Genomic DNA, 23,383 nt, shown 5'->3' with positions numbered 1-23,383 from the left:
CCGCCGTGCACGTTCCGAGGACCGCGCGGGCCGGTGAGGGTCCCGCCCCGTGTAATCGGGGCGGGACGGACAAGGAGAACGCCGTGTTCCTGCGCGACGTCGCCCCCGGGATCCATATGATCCAGAACCACAACGTGAACTGCTACGTCCTGGAGGACTCGGACGGCCTCACGGTCGTGGACGCCGGTCTGCCCAGGGTGTGGAACGAACTCGGGTGGGCCGTGCGCGAACTCGGCCACGCCCCCGAGGACATCAAAGCGCTCGTGTTGACCCATGCGCACTTCGACCACGTGGGGGTCGCCGCGAAACTCGTGGACCGGCTCGGGATTCCCGTTTACGCCCACCAGCGGGACAAGCACCTCGCGGCACACCCTTACAGCTACGCGCACGAGAACCCTACGGCCGTCTACCCGCTGCGTCACCCGCGCGCCGTGCCGATCCTCGCGTCCATGATCGCCGGTGGCGCCGCGATGGTGCGGGGCGTGACCGTGACCCGCGAGCTGACCGCGGGGGAGACCGTCCCCGTCCCGGGCCGCCCGCGGGTCGTGTTCACCGCGGGCCACACGTACGGGCACTGCGCGCTGTACGTCCCCACAGCGGACGCCGTGATCTCGGGGGACGCGCTCGTGACCCTGGACCCCTACTCGGGTCTCACGGGCCCCCGCATCGTGGCCCGCGCCGCCACCGCGGACAGCGCGATGGCCGTGGAATCCCTCGCCGCACTCGAGGTCACGGGAGCCACCCTGGTGCTGCCCGGACACGGCGACCCGTGGCGTGAAGGCGTGGGACGCGCCGTCGAACTGGCCCGGGAGAACGGGGTCGCCTGAGGGGGCGCCGCCCGAGGGGCGGGCATCTTACGGCCCGGACGGGATTTCGTCGAGCACCGGTGTGGACAAACGGGTGCAGTTCGCCTAAGCTAGTACTTTGCGTTGTCCCTTATACATGCGTGCCTTCATATAGCGGTGGGCGCCGCAGGGGCGGTTGTCGACGAGCATCGAAAACCGGCCCCTTTTTCTCTCCCCGGGAACCTCGCGTATTCACTGCATGTCTGTGGAAGGATCACATCTTGGTCGCCTCGAGCACCGATACGAACGTCTCCGCCAACCACCCCACGAGTGACAACACTCCTCGCCGCGTTTCCTTCGCGAAGATCCACGAACCGCTGGACGTCCCCAACCTGCTCGCTCTGCAGACCGACAGCTTCGATCGGCTGGTCGGCAACGAGCGCTGGCAGGCACGCGTGGTCGAAGCCCAGGAGGCGGGTGACACCAGCGTTCCCACGACCTCCGGTCTGTCCGACATCTTCGAGGAGATCTCCCCGATCGAGGACTTCCAGGGCACCATGTCCCTGTCCTTCTCCGAGCCGGAGTTCTACGACCCCAAGTACACAATGGTCGAGTGCAAGGACCGCGACGCGACCTTCTCGGCCCCGCTGTACGTCAAGGCCGAGTTCATGAACAACAACACGGGCGAGATCAAGCAGCAGACCGTGTTCATGGGCGACTTCCCCCTGATGACCGAGAAGGGCACGTTCGTGATCAACGGCTCCGAGCGCGTCGTCGTCTCCCAGCTCGTGCGTTCCCCGGGTGCCTACTTCGAGAAGGGCCAGGACCGCACGTCCGACAAGGACATCTACTCCGCCAAGATCATCCCGTCCCGCGGTGCGTGGTTCGAGCTCGAGATCGACAAGCGCGATCAGGTGGGTGTGCGCCTGGACCGCAAGCGCAAGCAGTCCGTGACCGTGCTGCTCAAGGCGCTGGGCTGGACCGAGTCCAAGATCCTCGAGGAGTTCGGCGAGTTCGACTCCATCCGCGCGACGCTGGAGAAGGACACCACGGAGACCCGTGAGGAGGCGCTGCTGGACATCTACCGCAAGCTGCGCCCGGGGGAGCCGCCCACGGTGGACGCCGCCCAGTCCCTGCTGGACAACATGTACTTCAACCCCAAGCGCTACGACCTCGCCAAGGTGGGCCGCTACAAGCTCAACCGCAAGCTCGGTCTGGACAAGCCGTTCACGGACTCGGACGCCTCGGTGCTGTCCCTCGACGACATCGTGGCCATGATCCGCTACCTCGTGACCCTGCACGACGGCGGCTCCACCATGCCCGGCACGCGTGACGGCGAGGCCCGTGAGATCCACGTGGACGTGGACGACATCGACCACTTCGGCAACCGTCGCATCCGCGCGGTGGGCGAGCTGATCGAGAACCAGATCCGCACGGGTCTGTCCCGCATGGAGCGCGTGGTGCGCGAGCGGATGACCACCCAGGACGTCGAGGCGATCACGCCGCAGACCCTGATCAACATCCGCCCGGTCGTGGCCGCGATCAAGGAGTTCTTCGGGACCTCCCAGCTGTCGCAGTTCATGGACCAGAACAACCCGCTCGCGGGCCTCACGCACAAGCGTCGCCTGTCCGCACTGGGTCCCGGTGGCCTCTCCCGCGATCGGGCGGGCATGGAGGTCCGTGACGTGCACCCCTCGCACTACGGCCGCATGTGCCCGATCGAGACGCCGGAAGGCTCGAACATCGGTCTGATCGGTTCGCTCGCGACCTACGCGCGGATCAACCCGTTCGGCTTCATCGAGACGCCCTACCGCCGCGTGGTGGACGGCACCGTGACCAACGACGTCGTCTACCTCACCGCGGACGACGAGCGCGGGCTCACCATCGCGCAGGCCAACGCCCCGCTGACCGACGACGGCCGCTTCGCCGAGGACGCCGTCCTCGCGCGTGCCTCCGACGGCTCGGGTGAAGCGGTGCTCGTGGCCCCCACGGACATCGAGTTCATGGACGTGTCCCCGCGCCAGATGGTGTCGGTGGCCACCGCCCTGATCCCGTATCTCGAGCACGACGACGCCAACCGCGCGCTCATGGGCGCCAACATGCAGCGTCAGGCCGTGCCGCTGCTCACGTCCGAGGCCCCGCTCGTGGGTACCGGCATGGAGCGCTACGCGGCCCTGGACGCCGGCGACTCGGTGCTGGCCACCAAGTCCGGTGTGGTCGAGGAGGTCTCCGCGGACCTCGTGACAGTCCTGAACGACGACGGCACCACCAAGCTCTACCCGATCAACAAGTTCGTGCGCTCGAACCCGGGCAACACGTACAACCAGCGCGTGATCGTCTCCGAGGGCGACCGCGTGGAGCCCCGCACCGTGATCGCGGACGGGCCCTCCACCGACCACGGTGAACTCGCACTGGGCAAGAACCTGCTGATCGCGTACATGTCCTGGGAGGGCCTCAACTACGAGGACGCCATCATCCTGTCCCAGCGCATGGTCTCCGAGGACGTCCTGACGTCCATCCACATCGAGGAGCACGAGATCGACGCCCGCGACACCAAGCTCGGTGCCGAGGAGATCACCCGTGACATCCCCAACGTGTCGGAAGAGGTGCTCTCCGCCCTGGATGAGCGCGGCATCATCCACATCGGTGCCGAGGTCCAGGCCGGCGACATCCTCGTGGGCAAGGTCACGCCCAAGGGCGAGACCGAGCTGACCCCGGAGGAGCGGCTGCTGCGCGCGATCTTCGGTGAGAAGTCCCGCGAGGTCCGTGACACCTCCCTCAAGGTGCCCCACGGCGAGTCCGGCACCGTGATCGGTGTGCGCGTGTTCGACCGCGACGACGAGGACGACGACCTCCCGGCCGGCGTCAACCAGGTCGTGCGCGTGTACGTGGCGCAGAAGCGCAAGATCACGGACGGCGACAAGCTCGCCGGTCGTCACGGCAACAAGGGCGTCATCTCCAAGATCCTGCCCATCGAGGACATGCCGTTCATGGAGGACGGCACCCCCGTGGACGTGATCCTGAACCCGCTGGGCGTGCCCGGTCGTATGAACCTGGGCCAGGTGCTCGAGGTCCACACCGGCTGGCTCGCCAAGCAGGGCTGGAACATCGAGGGCGACCCCGAGTGGCTGCACGGTCTGAGCGACTTCCCGAAGTCCACCGGTCCCACGAACGTGGCCACCCCGGTGTTCGACGGCGCTCGCGAGGACGAGATCTTCGACCTGCTGGACCACACCAACCCCACGCGGGACGGTGACCGCCTGATCGGGCGTTCCGGCAAGGCCAAGCTCTACGACGGCCGTTCCGGTCAGCCGTTCCCGGACCCCGTGTCCGTGGGCTACCAGTACATCTTGAAGCTCCACCACCTGGTGGACGACAAGATCCACGCGCGCTCCACCGGTCCGTACTCCATGATCACCCAGCAGCCGCTGGGCGGTAAGGCGCAGTTCGGCGGTCAGCGTTTCGGTGAGATGGAGGTGTGGGCGCTCGAGGCGTACGGCGCGGCCTACACCCTGCAGGAACTGCTCACCGTCAAGTCGGACGACGTCCACGGCCGCGTCAAGGTGTACGAGGCGATCGTCAAGGGCGAGAACATCCCCGAACCGGGTGTGCCCGAATCCTTCAAGGTGCTCATCAAGGAAATGCAGTCCCTGTGCCTGAACGTGGAGGTCCTCTCCGCGGACGGTAACGCGGTGGAAATGCGTGATTCCGAGGACGACAGCTTCCGGGCTGCGGACGAACTCGGTATCGACCTCTCCCACTCCGAGCCCAGCTCGGTTGAAGAGGTCTGAGACCCCTTTCGTTCATCGATCAGCCCGAACACACTTCAGGATTTTAGAAAGAGGGACAGGACCTTATGTCCAACGATTCTTCACTGGGCCTCATGCGTATCGGCCTCGCGACCGCGGATCAGATCCGTGGCTGGTCCTACGGCGAGGTCAAGAAGCCCGAGACCATCAACTACCGCACGCTCAAGCCCGAGAAGGACGGCTTGTTCTGCGAGAAGATCTTCGGTCCCACCCGGGACTGGGAGTGCTACTGCGGTAAGTACAAGCGTGTGCGCTACAAGGGCATCATCTGCGAGCGCTGCGGCGTGGAGGTCACGCGCGCCAAGGTGCGTCGTGAGCGGATGGGCCACATCGAGCTCGCCGCTCCCGTGACCCACATCTGGTACTTCAAGGGCGTGCCCTCGCGCTTGGGGTACCTGCTGGACCTCGCCCCGAAGGACCTCGAGAAGGTCATCTACTTCGCGGCGTACATGATCACGTCCGTGGACGAGCAGGCCCGTCACGACGACCTGCCCAACCTGCAGGCCGCGATCGACCGTGAGAAGAAGCAGCTCGAGGACACCCGGGACGCGGACATCAACGCGATCGCCCGTGACCTCGAGAACGATCTCGCGCGCGTCGAGGAGGAGGGCGGCAAGGCCGCCGAGAAGCGCAAGCTGCGTGACTCCGCGGACCGTCAGATGGCTAACGTGCGCAAGCGCGCCGATCGCGAGATCGACTACCTCGAGAAGGTCTGGGACCGCTTCAAGAACCTCAAGGTCAACGACCTCGAGGGTGACGAGGCCCTGTACCGCCAGATGGTGGACCGCTACGGCATGTACTTCGAGGGTTCCATGGGCGCCGAGTCCATTAAGAAGCGCCTCGAGACCTTCGATCTCGCCGCGGAGGCCGAGGCCCTGCGCGAGACGATCGCCACGGGCAAGGGCCAGCGCAAGACCCGCGCCCTCAAGCGCCTCAAGGTGGTCAACGCGTTCCTGACCACGGACAACTCGCCGCTCGGCATGGTGCTGGACGCCGTCCCGGTGATCCCGCCGGAACTGCGCCCCATGGTGCAGCTGGACGGTGGCCGGTTCGCGACCTCCGATCTCAACGACCTCTACCGTCGTGTGATCAACCGCAACAACCGCCTCAAGCGGCTGCTGGACCTCGGTGCGCCCGAGATCATCGTGAACAACGAGAAGCGCATGCTGCAGGAGGCCGTGGACTCGCTGTTCGACAACGGCCGCCGCGGTCGCCCGGTGACGGGCCCCGGTAACCGTGCGCTGAAGTCGCTGTCCGACATGCTCAAGGGCAAGCAGGGCCGCTTCCGTCAGAACCTGCTGGGCAAGCGCGTGGACTACTCCGGTCGTTCCGTGATCGTGGTGGGCCCACAGCTGAAGCTGCACCAGTGCGGTCTGCCCAAGCAGATGGCGTTGGAGCTGTTCAAGCCCTTCGTGATGAAGCGCCTCGTGGACCTGAACCACGCGCAGAACATCAAGTCCGCCAAGCGGATGGTGGAGCGCTACCGCCCGCAGGTGTGGGACGTGCTGGAAGAGGTCATCACGGAGCACCCCGTGCTTCTCAACCGCGCACCGACCCTGCACCGTCTGGGCATCCAGGCGTTCGAGCCGCAGCTCGTGGAGGGCAAGGCCATCCAGCTGCACCCGCTCGTGTGCGGCGCGTTCAACGCCGACTTCGACGGTGACCAGATGGCCGTGCACCTGCCGCTGTCCCCGGAGGCGCAGGCCGAGGCGCGTGTGCTGATGCTGTCCTCGAACAACATCCTCAAGCCGTCGGACGGTAAGCCGATCGCCCTGCCCTCGCAGGACATGATCATCGGTCTGTACCACCTCACCACCGTGCGTGAGGGCTGGGCCGGGGAGGGCAACAGCTACTCCTCCGTGGCCGAGGCCATCATGGCCGCGGACTCCGGTGAGCTGCACCTGAACTCGCGCTGCAAGATCGAGCTCGAGGACTTCGTGCCGTACGCCGGGTGGGAAGCCCCCGAGGGATGGGAGCAGGGTCAGCCCGCCGTCGTGGAGACCACGCTCGGTCGCGTGCTGTTCAACGAGACGCTGCCCGCGGACTACCCGTGGGACGAGAACGTCGCGGACAAGAAGCACCTGTCCGCGCTCGTGAACGATCTCGCGGAGCGCTACCCCATGACGCAGGTGGCCAAGACGCTGGACAACCTCAAGGACGCCGGTTTCCACTGGGCATCCCGCTCGGGTGTGACCGTGGCCATCTCGGACATCGCCACGCCGCCGGAGAAGCCCGCCATCATGGAGGGCTACGAGGCACAGGCCGCGCGCATCCAGGGCCAGTACGACAAGGGTCTGATCGACGACGACGAGCGCCGTTCCGAGCTGATCGACATCTGGTCCAAGGCCACCGACGAGGTCGCCGAGGCCATGCGCAACAACCTGACCGCCGGGAACACGATCAACCGGATGGTTTCCTCCGGTGCCCGTGGTAACTGGATGCAGGTGCGTCAGATCGCGGGTATCCGTGGTCTGGTGGCGAACCCCAAGGGCGAGATCATGCCCCGACCGATCAAGTCCTCCTACCGTGAGGGCCTGTCCGTGTTGGAGTACTTCATCGCGACCCACGGTGCTCGTAAGGGCCTCGCGGACACCGCTCTGCGTACCGCCAACTCGGGTTACCTGACCCGTCGTCTGGTGGACGTCTCGCAGGACGTGATCGTGCGCGAGTCCGATTGCCAGACGGTGCGCGGGTTGACCTTGCCGCTCGCGGACATCACCGACACCGGTGTGCGCACGCTGCACGAGGACATCGAGAACACGGTGCACGGCCGCGTGCTGGCCAGCGCCGTGGCGGACGAAAACGGCGAAGTGCTTGCCGAGGCCGGCGTGGACATGTCCGACGCCATGATCAACAAGCTCTACACCGCCGGTGTGGACACGGTGCGCGTGCGCTCGGTCCTCACGTGTGAGTCCGCCGTGGGCGTGTGCGCCGCGTGCTACGGCCGCTCCCTGGCCACCAACCAGTTGGTGGACATCGGGGAGGCCGTGGGCATCGTGGCCGCCCAGTCCATCGGTGAGCCCGGTACCCAGCTGACCATGCGTACGTTCCACACCGGTGGTGTGGCGTCCTCGGACGGTGACATCACGCAGGGTCTGCCCCGTATCCAGGAGCTGTTCGAGGCCCGTACGCCCAAGGGCGTGGCCCCGATCTCCGAGGTCTCCGGACGGATCCGCATCGAGGACACGGACAAGTCGCTCAAGATCGTCGTGGTCCCGGACAACGGCGACGAAGAGTTCGCCTACCCGGTGCTGCGCCGTGCCAAGCTGCTCGTCGCGGACGGTGATCACGTGGAGGTCGGTCAGCAGCTCGTGACCGGTGCCGTGGACCCCAAGGAGGTGCTGCGCATCCGCGGTCCTCGCGAGGCGCAGAAGCACCTCGTGGACGAGGTCCAAGGCGTGTACCGCTCCCAGGGTGTGGGCATCCACGACAAGCACGTGGAGGTCATCGTGCGCCAGATGCTGCGGCGCGTGACCATCATCGAGTCCGGCGACACCGCGTTGCTGCCGGGTGAGCTGGTGGACAACGTGCGCTTCCTCGAGGCCAACCGCGCCGCGGTGGCGGAGAGCAAGCGGCCCGCGGCCGGGCGTCCCGAGCTCATGGGCATCACCAAGGCCTCGCTGGCCACGGACTCGTGGCTGTCCGCCGCGTCCTTCCAGGAGACCACGCGTGTGCTCACGCAGGCCGCCATGGAGGGCAAATCGGATCCGCTGCTGGGTCTGAAGGAGAACGTGATCATCGGTAAGCTCATCCCCGCCGGTACCGGTCTTGAGCGGTACAACAGCGTGGACGTGGAGCCCACCGAGGAGGCCAAGGCCTCCATGTTCACGGATCCCTCCGCGTTCGCCGATTTCAGCTACGCCGAGGAGAACGCCGGGGGGCTCGGTTCCGAGTTCCAGGCGATCCCCCTGGACGACTACGATTTCGGCGGTCACTGAGCCGAATAGGCGTGTGATCTGAGAGCCCGGGTGGGCCTCCCTTCGGGGAGGGCCACCCGGGCTCTCGCGTACCCGTTGCCCCGGACCCGCGGGGTCGTAGGCTGGAGCGGGGAAGACGTGCGCGGGCCCATGAACGGAGGCGAAGAATGGCCAACTCTGCGTCCGGTGAATCCCTGATCACCCGGTTCGACCGTGTCCTGGACGCGTTCGGCCCCGCGCGCCCCGAGCTGACCTTCCGCGAAATCTGCGCGGCCACCGGCCTGCCGTCCTCCACGGTGCACCGGATCCTGGGGGACATGAAACGCGCGGGGTGGCTCGAGTCCGGCACCGCACAGACCTATCGCGTGGGGACCCGGTTGTGGGAGCTCGCTTCGCGCGCGGCCTCCGCAGAGAACCTCGCGGCCGCCGCGATCCCGTTCATGTCGGACGTGCACGCGGTGCTGCGCCAACACGTGCACGTGGGGGTGATCGAAGGCCACGACGTCCTGTTCGCCGAACGGATCGCGGCGAGCGATTCCGCGGTCCCGTTGCGCTCGATCGTGGCGGGCCGGTTGCCGCTGCACCGCTCGGCCACGGGCCTGGCCCTGTTGTGCCAGTGTTCGGACGATTTCATCGGGCAGTACCACGACGCCGCGGCGCGCTCGGTCGCCGAGGATCCCGCCGGCACCCTCGCGGGTCGGGAGCGCTTCGCGGCGGACCTGCGGGTCTTCGCCCAGCGGGGTTACGCGATCCAACGCGAACGCATCGACGAGGGCACGGGGGGAGTGGCGGTCCCGCTCAAGGTCCCCCCGGGGCACCGCGCAGCGGCACTGGGAGCGGTGCTGCCCCTGAGCGACATGCGGGACGCGGACGTCTCGGCCATCGTGCAAACGTTACGGGTTGCCGGCCACGGGATCTCCCGTGCCCTGGGTGCCCTGTGACAACCGATTCGGGGTGATCCGCGTCTGAAGGCGGCCGGGGAGATAGGAAACGTGCGCTGCAGACCCCGCGGAGCGTCGTCGTACCCCCGCGTCATAGAGGCGTCCGCACGTCCCGTTGAACGGAATCGATGTGATACGCGCCATGTGACTCCAACATAATGTGACGCAACACGTGCGCAAGGAGGACACATGCTCGAGGAGCGAACAGTCATCGACACCCAGGTGGCCATCGTGGGGGCGGGGCCCGCCGGATTGATGCTCTCCCACCTGTTGTACCGGGCCGGGATCGACAACGTGGTCGTGGAGAAACGCAGCCACGACGAGATCGCCAACACCCACCGCGCGGGCATCCTCGAGGCGGGGACCGTGCAGATGCTCGCGGAGACCGGCGTGGACGGGCGCGTGCTGTCACACGGGCACGAACACGAGGGCACCGTGCTGCGCTTCGAGGGCGAGAGCCGCCGGATCGACTTCCAGAAGCTCGTGGGCCAGTCCGTGTGGCTGTACCCCCAGAACGAGGTCTTCGTGGATCTCGCCGCGGCGCGTGAGCGCGATGGCGGCGACGTGCGCTGGGAGGTCACGGACACCGAGGTCCGGGACCTCACCACGGAGCAGCCCACGGTGCTGTGCACCACCAAGGACGGCGAGAAGCTCGAGATCCGTAGCCGCCTGCTCGTGGGCGCGGATGGTTCAAAGGGCATCTGCAAGCGTCAGATCCCGCAGGACGTGCGCACGGACAACTTCATCGAGTACCCGTTCGCGTGGTTCGGGATCCTGTGCGAAGCGCCGCCGTCGGCCCCCGAGCTGATCTACGCGAACTCGCAGTACGGCTTCGCGTTGATCTCGCAGCGCAGCGACACCGTGCAGCGGATGTACTTCCAGTGCGACCCCAACGAGAACGTGGACGACTGGGACGACGAGCGGATCTGGACCGAGTTGCAGCGGCGCATCGACGGCCCGGACGGGTTGCAGCTGCAGCGCGGGCCCATCTTCGACAAGACCGTGCTGCCGTTCCGCTCGTACGTGTGCGAGCCCCTGCGCTACGGGAACATGTTCCTGGTGGGGGACGCCGGGCACACCGTGCCGCCCACGGGCGCCAAGGGTCTGAACCTCGCGTTCTGCGACGTGCGGGTGCTCGCGCCGGCGATCATCGAGTTCTTCGGTTCCGGTGACGAGCGCGGGTTGGCCGGGTACTCCGCCAAGGCCCTGGACCGGATCTGGAAGGCCCAGAACTTCTCGTACTGGGTCACCAACCTGATGCACATCCAGCCGGGGGAGAACCCCTTCAACATGAAGCGCCGCCGGGGCGAGTTCGAGGCCGTCACGAACTCCACGTACGGCTCGGGCTACTTCGCCGAGTCATACACCGGCTGGCAGGACCGCACCTGAGCACACCGGACCTGGACTCCGAACCACTCACCCAAGGAGATGATCATGACCACCGAGAACGACGACACCTTCGACCCGCCGTACGTCAAGGGTGCGGACGACGCCGCCGACACCCAGAACCAGCTCAACGACGAGATGGCCGCCATCAGCAAGCAGTACGAAAACGCCGGCAAAGAGGAGACCCAGCCCCGTCTGGACTACGCCCCGTACCGCAGCTCGATCCTGCGTCACCCCACCAAGGACCCCCGCCACGCGGACCCGGAGACCATCGAGCTCTACGCGCCCGCCTTCGGCCAGCGGGACGTGCACGCGCTGGAGTCGGACCTGACCATCCAGGACGGCGGCGAGCCCATCGGTGAGCGGATCCGGATCTCCGGGCGCATCCTGGACGGCGACGGCCGCCCCGTGCGCAACCAGCTCGTGGAGATCTGGCAGGCCAACGCCGCCGGTCGCTACATCCACAAGCGCGATCAGCACCCGGCCCCGATCGACCCGAACTTCACGGGCGTGGGCCGCTGCCTGACCGGTGACGACGGTTCCTACTCGTTCATCACCATCAAGCCGGGCCCGTACCCGTGGAAGAACCACCTCAACGCGTGGCGCCCCGCGCACGTGCACTTCTCGCTGTTCGGCACGGACTTCACGCAGCGCATGATCACCCAGATGTACTTCCCGGGTGACCCGCTGTTCGCGTTGGACCCCATCTACCAGTCGATCGTGGACCCCAAGGCGCGCGAGCGTCTCGTGGCGGACTACGACCACGACATCTCCGAGCACGAATGGCTGCTCGGCTACCGCTGGGACATCGTGCTGAGCGGTTCGAACCGAACCTGGACGGAGGACGACAGCAATGTCTGAGAACACTGAGCGCCTGGTGCCCACCCCGGGCCAGACCATCGGACCCTTCTACGGCTACGCGCTGCCCTACGAGGGCGGGGAGTTCCTCGTGGACCGTTCGCACCCGAACGCCGTGCGCCTGCACGGCACGGTGTACGACGGCCACGGCACGCCGGTTCCGGACTCCATGCTCGAGATCTGGCAGGCGGACGAGAACGGCCAGGTCTCGCAGGAGCCCGGTTCGCTCAAGCGGGACGGCTACACCTTCACCGGTTTCGGTCGCGTGGCGGTGGACAACGTGGGGCACTACGACTTCACCACGGTCAACCCCGGCCCCACCGAGGACGGCAAGGCCCCGTTCATCTGCCTCACGGTGTTCGCGCGCGGTCTGTTGAACCGCCTGTTCACCCGCGTCTACCTCCCCGAGGACACGGACGCGCTCGCCAACGACCCGCTGCTGAACTCGCTGTCAGAGGCCGAGCGTGCCTCGATGATCGCCGAGCGTCAGGCGGACGGTTCGTTGCGCTTCGACGTGCACCTGCAGGGCGACGACGAGACCGTGTTCCTGGCGTACCCGGGGATCTGATGATCTTCACGGGTCTTCTCACCCCGGGGAGCCACCGAGCCGCCGAGCTCGCAGACGACCGCGCCGTGGCCCGCGCGATCCTCCGTGTGGAGGACGCATGGGTCGCGGCCCAGTCGCGTTCGGGGCTCGTACCGGCCGACGCCGCTCGGGCCGCCCACTCCGCCGTGCAGCGGGTCGCGCTCGACGAAGCGGCCCTCAACGAACTCGCCGTGGCGTCCGAGGGCGGCGGCAATCCCGTGATCCCCCTGCTCGCGGCCTACCGTGCGGCGGTCATAGGGGAGAACGGCGCGCCGATTAGTGCGGTGCACGCCTCGCTGACGAGCCAGGACGTCATGGACACGGCCCTCGCGCTGGTGATGCGTGACGTCCGCTCGAGCATCCTCGCGCACCTCGCCCGCACGGGGGACGCTCTCGCGCGCCTCGTGGCCGAGCACCGCGACACCGTGATGGTCGGACGGACCCTCACCCAGCACGCACTCCCCATTTCTTTCGGTCTCAAGGCCGCCTCCTGGCTCGCAGCGGTCGACGACGCCGTGGACGCCGTGCTCGCCGCACGGCTTCCCGTGTCGTACGGCGGGGCGTCCGGGAGCCTGGCCGCCACGATGGCCCGCTGCTCCGACGGCGCAACGTCGGAGCAGACCTTCGGGCGGGTCACCGATTTGCTGGGCCACTGGGCGGACGAGCTCGGCCTGGAGCTGCCGAACGGTGTGTGGCACACCGACCGCGTGCCGGTGCTGCGGGTCGCGAGCGGCTACGCGCAGACCACCGCCGCACTGGCCCGCATGGCCAACGACGTCCTCATGATGTCCCGGCCGGAGGTGGGGGAGCTGCGCGAACCCACCGCGGAGGGGCGAGGGGTCTCCTCGGCCATGCCGCAGAAGCAGAACCCCGTGCTGAGCGTGCTGCTCAAGCGCACGGGCATCGCCGCCCCGGGGCTGCTGTCCCAGGTGTTCGCGGGTGCGAGCGCCGCGGACGACGAACGTCCGGACGGCGGCTGGCATGCCGAATGGGCCGCGTTGCGCGAGCTCGCGGTACTGGCCACGGCGGCGTCGTCGCACGCTGCCGAGCTGGCCGGGGGGCTCACGGTGGACACCGAGCGCATGGCGCAGAATCTCGAGCGCGCGGGAACGGGTGTGATGGCGGAACAGCTGAGCGCGGCACTCGCGCCGGTGCTGAGCGAGCGCGAGGGCAAGAACGCGAAACAGCGCGTCCAGGCCGCGGTGCGCGCCGAGCCGTGGGACGCGGACGCGCTCGCGAGCGCCCTGGCGCGGGAGATCGCAGCGGAAGAGGACCCGACCCTGCCCGAGGGAGTGTCCGCCGGGGACCCGCAGTCCGTGACCCGCTGGGTCCGGAGCCTGCTGGACCCGCGCGGTTACCTGGGCGCGTCGGGCGAACTGTGTGACCGGGCCGTGGCCCGGCACGAGGAAAGGACGACGGCATGACGGTTCCCGCACCGGGACTCGTGGAATTCACCCGACCGCAGGACCTCGCGGAGGGTGCGCCCCTCGTGGTGCTCGGCCCCGCACTGGGCACCTCGGTCACCCATCTCTACGCGGCCGTGGCCCCGCTGCTGGCCGAGCGGTTCCACGTGATCGGCTGGGACCTTCCGGGCCACGGGGTCAGCGATCCCGCGCAGGAATTCACCCTCGAGGAACTCGCCCGCGCCGTGGCGGACGCCGTCACCGAGCACACCGGTGCGCGGTCGTGGCACATGGCGGGGACCTCGATCGGGGGAGCGGTGGTGCAGCAATTGCTCGCCCAGGATCCCGGGCGGGTGTCGTCCGCGGCGTTGATCGCGACGAGCAACTACTTCCCGGACCCGCGGATGTGGCGCGAGCGCGCCGAGCTCGTCGCGAGTGCCGGCACCCCCACCCAGGTGATCGGGTGCGCCAAGGCGTGGTTCGCCCCCGATTTCCTGGCCGAGCACTCGGAACGCGGGACCCCGCTGCTGCACGACCTGCAGGGGACGGACCGGTTCAGCTACGCCGCGGCCTGCCGTGCGCTGGGTGGTTTCGACCTGCGGGAGCGCACGCGCCCCGCGTCCGTGCCCACCGTCGTCGTGGCCGGTGCGCAGGACGCCATGGTGGGGCCCGACGTCGCCCAGGGTCTCGCGGACGCGCTGCACGCGCGCTGCGAGGTCGTCGACGACGCCGCCCACCTCGTGCCCGTGGCCGCACCCGAGCTCGTGGCCCACACGATCGCGGAGCTCGTGGCGGCCGCGCGCTGACGCGGTCCCCGCGCGCTCGATCAATCCGCGGCACCCGCGGGGAGCCGCGAGCGCACGAGACACGGATTCACGAGACGCGGCATGACGAGCCACGACCTCGGGAACGACGACACGGACCACCACGAGACCAGGAACGAGGAACAGACATGAACCCACGCTCGCAACGCACCGAAGCACAGGCCCTGCAGGACGGGATGACCGTGCGCCGGGAGGTGCTCTCGGACGCCCACGTGGACCGCGCGGAGTCCGGGAAGACCGAGTTCATGGAGGACTTCCAGGACTTCATCTCACGCTACGCGTGGGGCGAGATCTGGACCCGGCCGGGCCTGGACCGCCGGATGCGCAGCGCATGCGTGTTGACCGCGCTGATCGCCGCCGGTCACTGGGAGGAGTTCGAGATGCACGTCAAGGCCGCGTTGCGCAACGGGCTGAGCAAGGACGAGATCAAGGAGATCCTGCTGCAGTCCGCGATCTACCTCTCCGTCCCGTCCGCCAATAACGCGTTCAAGCACGCGCAGAAGGCGCTGTCGGAGTACTCGGGCTGACCGGAATTGTTCGTCATGCGAACAAGTGTTCACATGGCGATCACTGCGCTCTAGACTGAACACATGCAACGCGGTGACCGGACACCCGAGCCCGGCGCCGCCCCGGCCGCGGCCGGGTGAGTCACCACGGTGAGGATCCCCATGAACCACGCATACGTCTACGACGCCATCCGTACCCCGTTCGGGAAGGTGGGTGGCGCGCTCGCGAGCCACCGTCCCGACGACCTCGCGGCCCTCGTGGTGCGCACGCTCGTGGAACGCGCACCCGAGCTGGACCCCGCCACGATCGACGAGGTCTACTTCGGCAACGCCAACGGCGCCGGTGAGGAGAACCGCAACGTGGCGCGCATGGCCACGCTGCTCGCGGGTCTGCCCGTGTCCGTCCCTGGCTCCACGATCAACCGGTTGTGCGGTTCGTCCCTGGACGCCGCGATGATGGGCTCCCGTCAGATCGAGGTGGGGGAAGGGGACTTGCTGCTCGTGGGCGGCGTCGAGTCCATGTCCCGCGCGCCGTGGGTGCTGCCCAAGACCGAGCGGCCCTACCCCATGCAGAACCTGGAGCTCGCCAACACGACCCTGGGCTGGCGCCTCGTGAACCCGAACATGCCGAGCGAGTGGACCGTGTCCCTCGGTGAGGCCACCGAGCAGTTGCGCGAGAAGCACGGCATCTCGCGCGAGGACCAGGACGCGTTCGCGGCCACCTCCCACCAGCTCGCGGCCAAGGCGTGGGACGAGGGCAAGTACGACGACCTCACGGTCAGCGTGGCCCCCAACACCAAGAAGGGCGTGGAGCTCACCCGGGACGAGACCGTGCGCGGGGACTCCACCCCGGAGACGCTCGCCGGTCTGCGCACCGTGTTCCGCAGCGGCGACAACGCGACCGTCACCGCCGGTAACGCCTCTCCCATGAACGACGGCGCGTCCGCCGTGTGGCTCGGCAGCGAGCGCGGTGCGCAGCTGCTCGGGCGCGAGCCCATCGCCCGCATCGCCGGCCGCGGTGCCGCCGCCAACGAACCGCAGTTCTTCGGCGAGGCACCCGTGGAGGCAGCGAACATCGCCGTGCGCCGCGCGGGGATCACGTGGGACGACGTCGCCGCCGTGGAACTCAACGAGGCCTTCGCCGCGCAGTCGCTCGCGTGCCTGCGCCAGTGGGGCGTGGACCAGGGCATCGTCAACCAGTGGGGCGGGGCCATCGCGATCGGCCACCCGCTCGGCGCCTCCGGGACCCGCGTACTGGGGACCCTGGCCCGCCGGTTGCAGGAGAGCGGGCAGCGCTGGGGCGTGGCCAGCCTGTGCATCGGCGTGGGGCAGGGTCTCGCGGTGGTGCTCGAGAACGAGAACGCCCAGGGCTGAGACCCCTCCAACCTCTTCGAGAAAGGCACACCATGCTCAACATTGCAGACAGCGCCGCGGCGGCCGTGGAGCTCATCCACGACGGTGCGTGCGTGATGATCGGCGGCTTCGGTGTGGCCGGTCAGCCCGTGGAACTCATCGACGCCCTGATCGAACACGGCGCCAAGGACCTCACGGTCGTGAACAACAACGCCGGCAACGGGGACGTGGGTCTCGCCAAGCTGATCCAGCTGGGCCGCGTGCAGAAGATCATCTGCTCGTTCCCGCGCCAGTCGGACTCGTGGCACTTCGATGAGAAGTACCGCGCCGGTGAGATCGAGCTCGAGGTCGTCCCGCAGGGCAACCTCGCCGAGCGGATCCGCGCTGCCGGTGCCGGGATCGGGGCGTTCTTCACGCCCACCGGTTACGGCACGTCCCTGGCCGAGGGCAAGGAGGTGCGCGAGCTGGACGGCAAGCACCAGGTGCTCGAGTACCCCATCCACGCGGACTTCTCCCTGACCAAGGCGTACCGGGCGGACAAGGCCGGCAACCTCGTGTACCGCAAGACGGCGCGCAACTTCGGCCCCATCATGGCTGCGGCGGCCACGCACTCCATCGTGCAGGTCAGCGACATCGTGGAGCGCGGGCAGATCGATCCCGAGGTTGTGGTGACCCCTGGGATCTACGTGGACACCGTGGTGCAGATCAACCGGCCCCAGCAGCAGGACCCGCGAGAGGAAGGTGCGGCATGAGCGTTCCGCAGAACAGTGATCACCCGTTGAGCCCGGAGGAACTCGCGGAGGTCGTGGCGCGGGACATCCCCGCCGGGGCGTACGTGAACCTGGGCATCGGCCAGCCCACCCTGGTCTCCAACTACCTCAGCGCCGAGGACGACGTCACCCTGCACACCGAGAACGGGATGCTCGGGATGGGTGCGGAGGCCCACGGGGACGAGGTGGACCCGGACCTGATCAACGCCGGCAAGATCCCCGTGGTCGAGACCGAGGGCTGCTCATACTTCCACCACGCGGACTCGTTCGCCATGATGCGCGGCGGTCACCTGGACTGCTGCGTGCTGGGTGCGTTCCAGGTGGACCAGCAGGGCAACCTCGCCAATTGGCACACCGGTAAGCCGGACGCGATCCCCGCCGTGGGCGGTGCCATGGACCTCGCCACCGGCGCCAAGCAGACCTTCGTGATGATGACACTGAAGACCAAGAAGGGTCAGTCGAAGCTCGTGAAGGAATGCACCATGCCGCTCACGGGCGTGGGCTGCGTGTCCCGGATCTACACGGACCTCGGCGTGTTCCTCCTCGAGGACGGCAAGGTCACGGTGCGCGAGACCTTCGGCGTCGGCTTCGACGAACTCGCCCAGCAGGTGGACGTGGAGCTGACCCCCGCCCGGTGACCCGCGCGGTAGTCTGCCGGGTAGTGTGCCGATGGCGTCGCGCGGACCGTGCGCGGCGCCATCGCCGTGTCGATCAGTGACCCACGCGGCGTCGTGGGGGAGAGAGGGTGGTCACCACGACCGGTAGCAACGACCCCGCCCCCGGGGACGGCTTCGTGCAGTCGCTCGCGCGCGGACTCGCCGTGATCGGGGCGTTCGACGCCGAACGCCCCGCCATGAGCCTGTCCGAGGTGGCCCGGCAGACCCAGCTGACCCGCGCGACCGCCCGCCGGTTCCTGCTCACGCTCGAGTCCCTGGGCTACGTGCGCTCGGACGGGCGGCGCTTCGAACTCACGCCCAAGGTGCTGAGCCTGGGCTACTCCTACCTCTCCGCGCTGTCGCTGCCGCAACTGGCCCAGCCGCACCTGCGCTCGCTGTCGGACGAACTCGGGGAGTCCACGTCCATGTCCGTGCTCGACGGCGCGGAGATCGTCTACGTCGCGCGCGTGGCCACCCAGCGGATCATGAGCGTGAGCATCTCGCTCGGCACGAGGTTCCCGGCGTACGCGACCTCCATGGGCCGGGTCCTGCTCGCGGCACTGCCCCCCGAGCAACTCTCGGAACTGCTCGAGCGGGCACAACCGCGCAGCCTGACCCCGCTGACGCTCACGGACCACACGCAGCTGCGGGCACAGATCGCCGCCGTGCGTCGTGCCGGCTACGCCGTGGTGGACCAGGAACTCGAACTCGGGCTGCGCTCCGTGGCGGTGCCGGTGACGGACGGCACGGGAGCGGTGGTGGCCGCGATCAACGTGTCCATGCGCGTGGGCCTCGGATCCGGGGACGTGGAACAGCCGGACCGCCGCGTGGTCCCCGCGCTGCAACGGTGCGCCGCCGCCCTGTCGGCGGACGTCGTGGCCTCCGGCAGGAGCGGTTTTCCCTCCTGAGACGCGAGCTGCTATGCTAAGGAAGAATTGCTCGATTCCGGGCAACCCTCAGATGGCAAATCGGACACCGTCCTGTGGTACGCAACTTGTACCTAGATGCCATCTTTCGTCATGCTCGGACACGGTTTCGCCGCAGTCACTGCTGCTGATCCGTCCCGGCAGGCCCGGGATCAATATTCCGCCATCAACGGGGGCGGCCACCACCGGCCCCGTTCCAACAGGAGGCACTGTGCCAACTATCCAGCAACTGGTCCGCAAGGGCCGGCACTCCAAGGTCGTGAAGACCAAAGCTCCCGCGCTCAAGGGCAACCCCATGAAGCGCGGCGTCTGCACCCGCGTGTTCACCACGACCCCCAAGAAGCCGAACTCGGCGCTGCGCAAGGTGGCCCGTGTGAAGCTCAACGGCGGCGTGGAAGTCACCGCCTACATCCCGGGTGAGGGTCACAACCTTCAGGAACACTCCATCGTGCTCGTGCGCGGTGGTCGTGTGAAGGACCTGCCGGGTGTCCGTTACAAGATCGTGCGCGGCGCGCTCGACACCCAGGGTGTCAAGGGCCGTCAGCAGGCTCGCTCCCGCTACGGCGCGAAGAAGGAGAAGAAGTAATGCCTCGTAAAGGTCCCGCTCCCAAGCGCCCCCTCGTCGTCGATCCCGTCTACGGCTCGCCCGTGGTCACGCAGCTGATCAACAAGGTCCTGCAGGACGGCAAGAAGTCCACCGCCGAGCGCATCGTCTACGGTGCCCTCGAGGGTGTGCGCAACAAGACCAACTCCGATCCCGTGGCCACCCTGAAGAAGGCCCTCGACAACGTCAAGCCGGCCCTCGAGGTCCGCTCCCGTCGTGTCGGCGGCGCCACCTACCAGGTCCCGGTCGAGGTCAAGGCCGGGCGCGCCACCGCGCTGTCCCTGCGCTGGCTCGTGGGTTACTCCAAGGCTCGTCGTGAGAACACCATGACCGAGCGTCTGCAGAACGAGATCCTCGACGCCTCCAACGGCCTGGGTGCCGCTGTCAAGCGCCGCGAGGACACTCACAAGATGGCCGAATCCAACAAGGCCTTCGCCCACTACCGCTGGTAAATTGGGTAGTCGTGTCGGTCCCGCCACCCGCGGGACCGACACCAGGGCCCGGCACCACCTTTTACGAAGGGAACCATCGTGGCACTCGACGTGCTTACCGACCTCAACAAGGTCCGCAACATCGGCATCATGGCTCACATCGATGCCGGTAAGACCACGACCACCGAACGAATCCTGTTCTACACGGGTATCAACCACAAGCTCGGCGAGACGCACGACGGTGCCTCCACGATGGACTGGATGGCCCAGGAGCAGGAACGCGGCATCACGATCACCTCCGCCGCGACCTCGTGCTACTGGCACGACTACCAGATCAACATCATCGACACCCCGGGTCACGTGGACTTCACGGTCGAGGTCGAGCGCTCCCTGCGCGTGCTCGACGGCGCCGTGGCCGTCTTCGACGGCAAGGAAGGTGTGGAGCCCCAGTCGGAGACCGTGTGGCGCCAGGCCGACAAGTACGAAGTGCCCCGCATCTGCTTCGTCAACAAGATGGACAAGCTCGGCGCGGACTTCTACTTCACGGTGGACACCATCAAGTCCCGCCTGGGTGCCACCCCGCTCGTGCTGCAGCTGCCGATCGGTGCCGAGAACGACTTCGTGGGCGTCGTGGACCTGCTGACCATGAAGGCCCTGGTCTGGGAGGGCGACTCCAAGGGTGACGTGTCCCTGGGTGCCAAGTACGAGACCCGCGAGATCCCCGAGGACCTCAAGGACCGTGCCGAGGAGTACCGCAGCCAGCTGGTCGAGGCCGTCGCCGAGTCCGACGACGACCTCATGGAGAAGTACCTCAACGGTGAGGAGCTCACCGAGGACGAGATCAAGGCCGGCATCCGCAAGCTGACGACCACCTCCGCGGCGTACCCCGTGCTGTGCGGCTCCGCGTTCAAGAACCGCGGTGTCCAGCCCATGCTCGACGCCGTCGTGGACTACCTGCCCTCCCCGCTCGACGTCGAGGACGTGCACGGTCACGCCGTCAACGACGAGGAGGAGACCCTCACCCGCACCGCCGACGCCGACGGGCCCTTCGCGGCGCTGGCGTTCAAGGTTGCGGCCCACCCGTTCTACGGCCAGCTCACCTACATCCGCGTGTACTCGGGTAAGGCCAAGGCCGGCGAGCAGGTCATGAACTCCACCAAGGGCAAGCGCGAGCGCATCGGCAAGCTGTTCCAGATGCACTCCAACAAGGAGAACCCGGTGGACGAGATCTCCGCCGGTCACATCTACGCGGCGATCGGTCTGAAGGACACGACCACGGGTGACACCCTGTGCGATCCGAACAACCAGATCGTGCTGGAGTCCATGAGCTTCCCCCAGCCCGTGATCTTCGTGGCCATCGAGCCCAAGACCAAGGGTGACCAGGAGAAGCTGTCCACCGCCATCCAGAAGCTCTCCGCGGAGGACCCCACCTTCACGGTGTCCCTCAACGACGAGACCGGCCAGACCGAGATCGGCGGCATGGGCGAGCTGCACCTGGACATCCTGGTGGACCGCATGAAGCGCGAGTTCAAGGTCGAGGCCAACGTGGGCAAGCCGCAGGTGGCCTACCGCGAGACCATCAAGAAGGCCGTGGACAAGGTCGACTACACCCACAAGAAGCAGACCGGTGGTTCCGGCCAGTTCGCCAAGGTGCAGGTCTCCTTCGAGCCGCTGCCGCTGGACGCGGAGGAGCTGTACGAGTTCGACAACGCCGTGACCGGTGGTCGCGTGCCGCGCGAGTACATCCCCTCGGTGGACCACGGTATCCAGGACGCCATGCAGTTGGGCATCCTCGCGGGCTACCCGGTGGTGGGCGTCAAGGCCACCCTGATCGACGGTGCCTACCACGACGTGGACTCCTCGGAAATGGCGTTCAAGATCGCCGGCTCCATGGTGTTCAAGGAAGGTGCCCGGCGTGCCAACCCGGTCCTGCTCGAGCCGCTCATGGCCGTAGAGGTGCGTACCCCGGAGGAGTACATGGGTGACGTCATCGGTGACCTGAACTCCCGCCGTGGCCAGATCCAGTCCATGGAGGACGTCGCGGGTGTCAAGCTCGTGAAGGCTCTGGTGCCGTTGTCGGAGATGTTCGGCTACATCGGTGACCTGCGGTCCAAGACCCAGGGTCGCGCGGTGTACTCGATGGAGTTCGACAGCTACTCGGAGGTCCCCAAGGCCGTGGCCGAGGAGATCATCCAGAAGAACCGCGGCGAGTGAGCCGGCGGGGCCCGTGCCCCGTGATTTCAGTAAATTCGTAATCCAGAAGTAGACTTGCACAGGTTTCGACACGCGCAGCGTCTGACGCGCTGTGGTCCCACGCTCCGTGGTCCGGAGCAGTCGAGCAAGTCTCACCTCAATGTTCTAGGAGGAACACATCATGGCGAAGGCCAAGTTCGAGCGCACCAAGCCGCACCTCAACATTGGCACCATCGGCCACGTTGACCACGGCAAGACCACGCTCACCGCTGCGATCTCCAAGGTCCTGGCCGACAAGTACCCGGACGTCAACGAGCAGCGTGACTTCGGTGCGATCGACTCCGCCCCGGAGGAGAAGCAGCGCGGCATCACGATCAACATCTCTCACATCGAGTACCAGACCGACAAGCGTCACTACGCCCACGTGGACGCCCCCGGTCACGCCGACTACGTGAAGAACATGATCACCGGTGCCGCTCAGATGGACGGCGCGATCCTCGTGGTCGCCGCGACCGACGGCCCCATGGCCCAGACCCGCGAGCACGTCCTGCTCGCCCGCCAGGTGGGCGTGCCCTACCTGCTGGTGGCGCTGAACAAGTCCGACATGGTCGACGACGAAGAGCTGCTCGACCTCGTCGAGATGGAGGTCCGCGAGCTGCTGTCCGACCAGGGCTTCGACGGCGACAACGCCCCCGTGGTGCGTGTCTCCGCTCTGAAGGCCCTCGAGGGCGACGCCGAGTGGGTCAAGTCCGTCGAGGACCTCATGGAGGCCGTGGACGAGAACGTCCCGGACCCCGTGCGTGACACCGACAAGCCCTTCCTGATGCCCATCGAGGACGTCTTCACGATCACCGGTCGCGGCACCGTGGTGACCGGCCGCGCCGAGCGCGGTACCCTGCCGATCAACTCCGAGGTCGAGATCGTGGGCATCCGCCCCGTGCAGAAGACCACGGTGACCGGTATCGAGATGTTCCACAAGCAGATGGACGAGGCCATGGCCGGCGAGAACTGCGGTCTGCTGCTGCGCGGTCTCAAGCGCGACGACGTCGAGCGTGGCCAGGTCGTGTGCAAGCCGGGTTCCATCACCCCGCACACCGACTTCGAGGCCAACGTCTACATCCTGTCCAAGGAAGAGGGCGGGCGTCACAACCCGTTCTACTCGAACTACCGCCCGCAGTTCTACTTCCGCACCACGGACGTGACCGGCGTCATCACCCTGCCCGAGGGCACCGAGATGGTCATGCCCGGTGACAACACCGAGATGTCGGTCGAGCTCATCCAGCCGATCGCCATGGAGGAGGGACTCGGCTTCGCCATCCGTGAGGGTGGCCGCACCGTGGGCTCCGGTCGTGTGACCAAGATCAACAAGTAAGACCCGTTGATCCGGTGAGGCGCTGAGCCGAACCCTCGAGAACCCCGTGGTCCGTCCAGGACC

General features: G+C 67.4%; 18 protein-coding genes. All 18 read left to right on the top strand.

What is annotated here, in order from left to right; genetic code table 11:
• The first annotated feature begins 83 nt into the window (after positions 1-83).
• The 18 genes from AS25_RS01035 to tuf all read left to right on the top strand — a co-directional run bounded on the left by AS25_RS01035 (position 84) and on the right by tuf (position 23,320).
• Positions 84-827 (top strand): MBL fold metallo-hydrolase, encoded by a 744-nt coding sequence (locus tag AS25_RS01035; protein ID WP_035959847.1) that lies wholly within the window; start codon positions 84-86, stop codon positions 825-827.
• A 239-nt stretch (positions 828-1,066) separates the two neighbouring features.
• Positions 1,067-4,576: a DNA-directed RNA polymerase subunit beta gene (gene rpoB / locus AS25_RS01030; protein WP_035959842.1), complete on the top strand. Its 3,510-nt coding sequence runs from the start codon at positions 1,067-1,069 to the stop codon at positions 4,574-4,576.
• A gap of 65 nt (positions 4,577-4,641) precedes the next feature.
• The gene (locus tag AS25_RS01025; protein WP_035959838.1) at positions 4,642-8,532 is read left to right on the top strand and encodes a DNA-directed RNA polymerase subunit beta'; all 3,891 of its coding nucleotides are present in this window, start codon (positions 4,642-4,644) and stop codon (positions 8,530-8,532) included.
• Positions 8,533-8,678: 146 nt separating this feature from the next.
• A complete protein-coding gene (locus tag AS25_RS01020; protein ID WP_035959834.1) occupies positions 8,679-9,452 on the top strand; it encodes an IclR family transcriptional regulator in 774 nt (257 codons plus the stop codon).
• A 189-nt stretch (positions 9,453-9,641) separates the two neighbouring features.
• Complete coding sequence (locus AS25_RS01015; protein WP_035959831.1) at positions 9,642-10,841, top strand: 4-hydroxybenzoate 3-monooxygenase; 1,200 nt, start codon at positions 9,642-9,644, stop codon at positions 10,839-10,841.
• A gap of 45 nt (positions 10,842-10,886) precedes the next feature.
• Positions 10,887-11,699 carry a protocatechuate 3,4-dioxygenase subunit beta gene (pcaH, locus tag AS25_RS01010; RefSeq protein WP_035960353.1) on the top strand — a complete coding sequence of 271 codons (813 nt, stop codon included), beginning with the start codon at positions 10,887-10,889 and terminating at the stop codon, positions 11,697-11,699.
• Entirely contained in the window at positions 11,692-12,264 is a 573-nt protein-coding gene (pcaG, locus tag AS25_RS01005; protein ID WP_035959822.1) for a protocatechuate 3,4-dioxygenase subunit alpha, read from the top strand. The genes pcaH and pcaG overlap by 8 nt, the downstream gene beginning before the upstream one ends.
• The gene (locus AS25_RS01000) at positions 12,264-13,706 is read left to right on the top strand and encodes a lyase family protein (protein WP_035959815.1); all 1,443 of its coding nucleotides are present in this window, start codon (positions 12,264-12,266) and stop codon (positions 13,704-13,706) included. Before pcaG ends, AS25_RS01000 begins: the two co-directional genes overlap by 1 nt.
• Positions 13,703-14,491 carry an alpha/beta fold hydrolase gene (locus AS25_RS00995; RefSeq protein ID WP_035959807.1) on the top strand — a complete coding sequence of 263 codons (789 nt, stop codon included), beginning with the start codon at positions 13,703-13,705 and terminating at the stop codon, positions 14,489-14,491. The genes AS25_RS01000 and AS25_RS00995 overlap by 4 nt, the downstream gene beginning before the upstream one ends.
• A 146-nt stretch (positions 14,492-14,637) precedes the next feature.
• A complete protein-coding gene (locus tag AS25_RS00990; protein ID WP_052160594.1) occupies positions 14,638-15,036 on the top strand; it encodes a carboxymuconolactone decarboxylase family protein in 399 nt (132 codons plus the stop codon).
• 141 nt (positions 15,037-15,177) lie between these two features.
• A complete protein-coding gene (locus tag AS25_RS00985; protein WP_035959800.1) occupies positions 15,178-16,389 on the top strand; it encodes a thiolase family protein in 1,212 nt (403 codons plus the stop codon).
• 32 nt (positions 16,390-16,421) lie between these two features.
• The gene (locus AS25_RS00980) at positions 16,422-17,120 is read left to right on the top strand and encodes a 3-oxoacid CoA-transferase subunit A (protein ID WP_035959791.1); all 699 of its coding nucleotides are present in this window, start codon (positions 16,422-16,424) and stop codon (positions 17,118-17,120) included.
• Positions 17,117-17,776, top strand: a complete 660-nt coding sequence (locus tag AS25_RS00975) for a 3-oxoacid CoA-transferase subunit B (protein ID WP_035959783.1) — start codon at positions 17,117-17,119, stop codon at positions 17,774-17,776. Before AS25_RS00980 ends, AS25_RS00975 begins: the two co-directional genes overlap by 4 nt.
• A gap of 107 nt (positions 17,777-17,883) precedes the next feature.
• Positions 17,884-18,702 (top strand): IclR family transcriptional regulator domain-containing protein, encoded by an 819-nt coding sequence (locus AS25_RS00970; protein ID WP_035959774.1) that lies wholly within the window; start codon positions 17,884-17,886, stop codon positions 18,700-18,702.
• A gap of 229 nt (positions 18,703-18,931) precedes the next feature.
• Positions 18,932-19,306: a 30S ribosomal protein S12 gene (rpsL, locus tag AS25_RS00965; protein ID WP_012397684.1), complete on the top strand. Its 375-nt coding sequence runs from the start codon at positions 18,932-18,934 to the stop codon at positions 19,304-19,306.
• On the top strand, positions 19,306-19,776 hold the full coding sequence (gene rpsG / locus AS25_RS00960; RefSeq protein WP_035959766.1) for a 30S ribosomal protein S7: 471 nt from the start codon (positions 19,306-19,308) through the stop codon (positions 19,774-19,776). The genes rpsL and rpsG overlap by 1 nt, the downstream gene beginning before the upstream one ends.
• A 78-nt stretch (positions 19,777-19,854) precedes the next feature.
• A complete protein-coding gene (fusA, locus tag AS25_RS00955; RefSeq protein ID WP_035959758.1) occupies positions 19,855-21,969 on the top strand; it encodes an elongation factor G in 2,115 nt (704 codons plus the stop codon).
• A gap of 160 nt (positions 21,970-22,129) precedes the next feature.
• The gene (gene tuf, locus AS25_RS00950) at positions 22,130-23,320 is read left to right on the top strand and encodes an elongation factor Tu (RefSeq protein WP_035959752.1); all 1,191 of its coding nucleotides are present in this window, start codon (positions 22,130-22,132) and stop codon (positions 23,318-23,320) included.
• Positions 23,321-23,383: the final 63 nt, after the last annotated feature.

This window comes from Kocuria marina, assembly GCF_000786655.1.
GTDB lineage: Bacteria > Actinomycetota > Actinomycetes > Actinomycetales > Micrococcaceae > Kocuria > Kocuria marina_A.
This window is presented reverse-complemented; position numbering and strand designations above follow the sequence as displayed.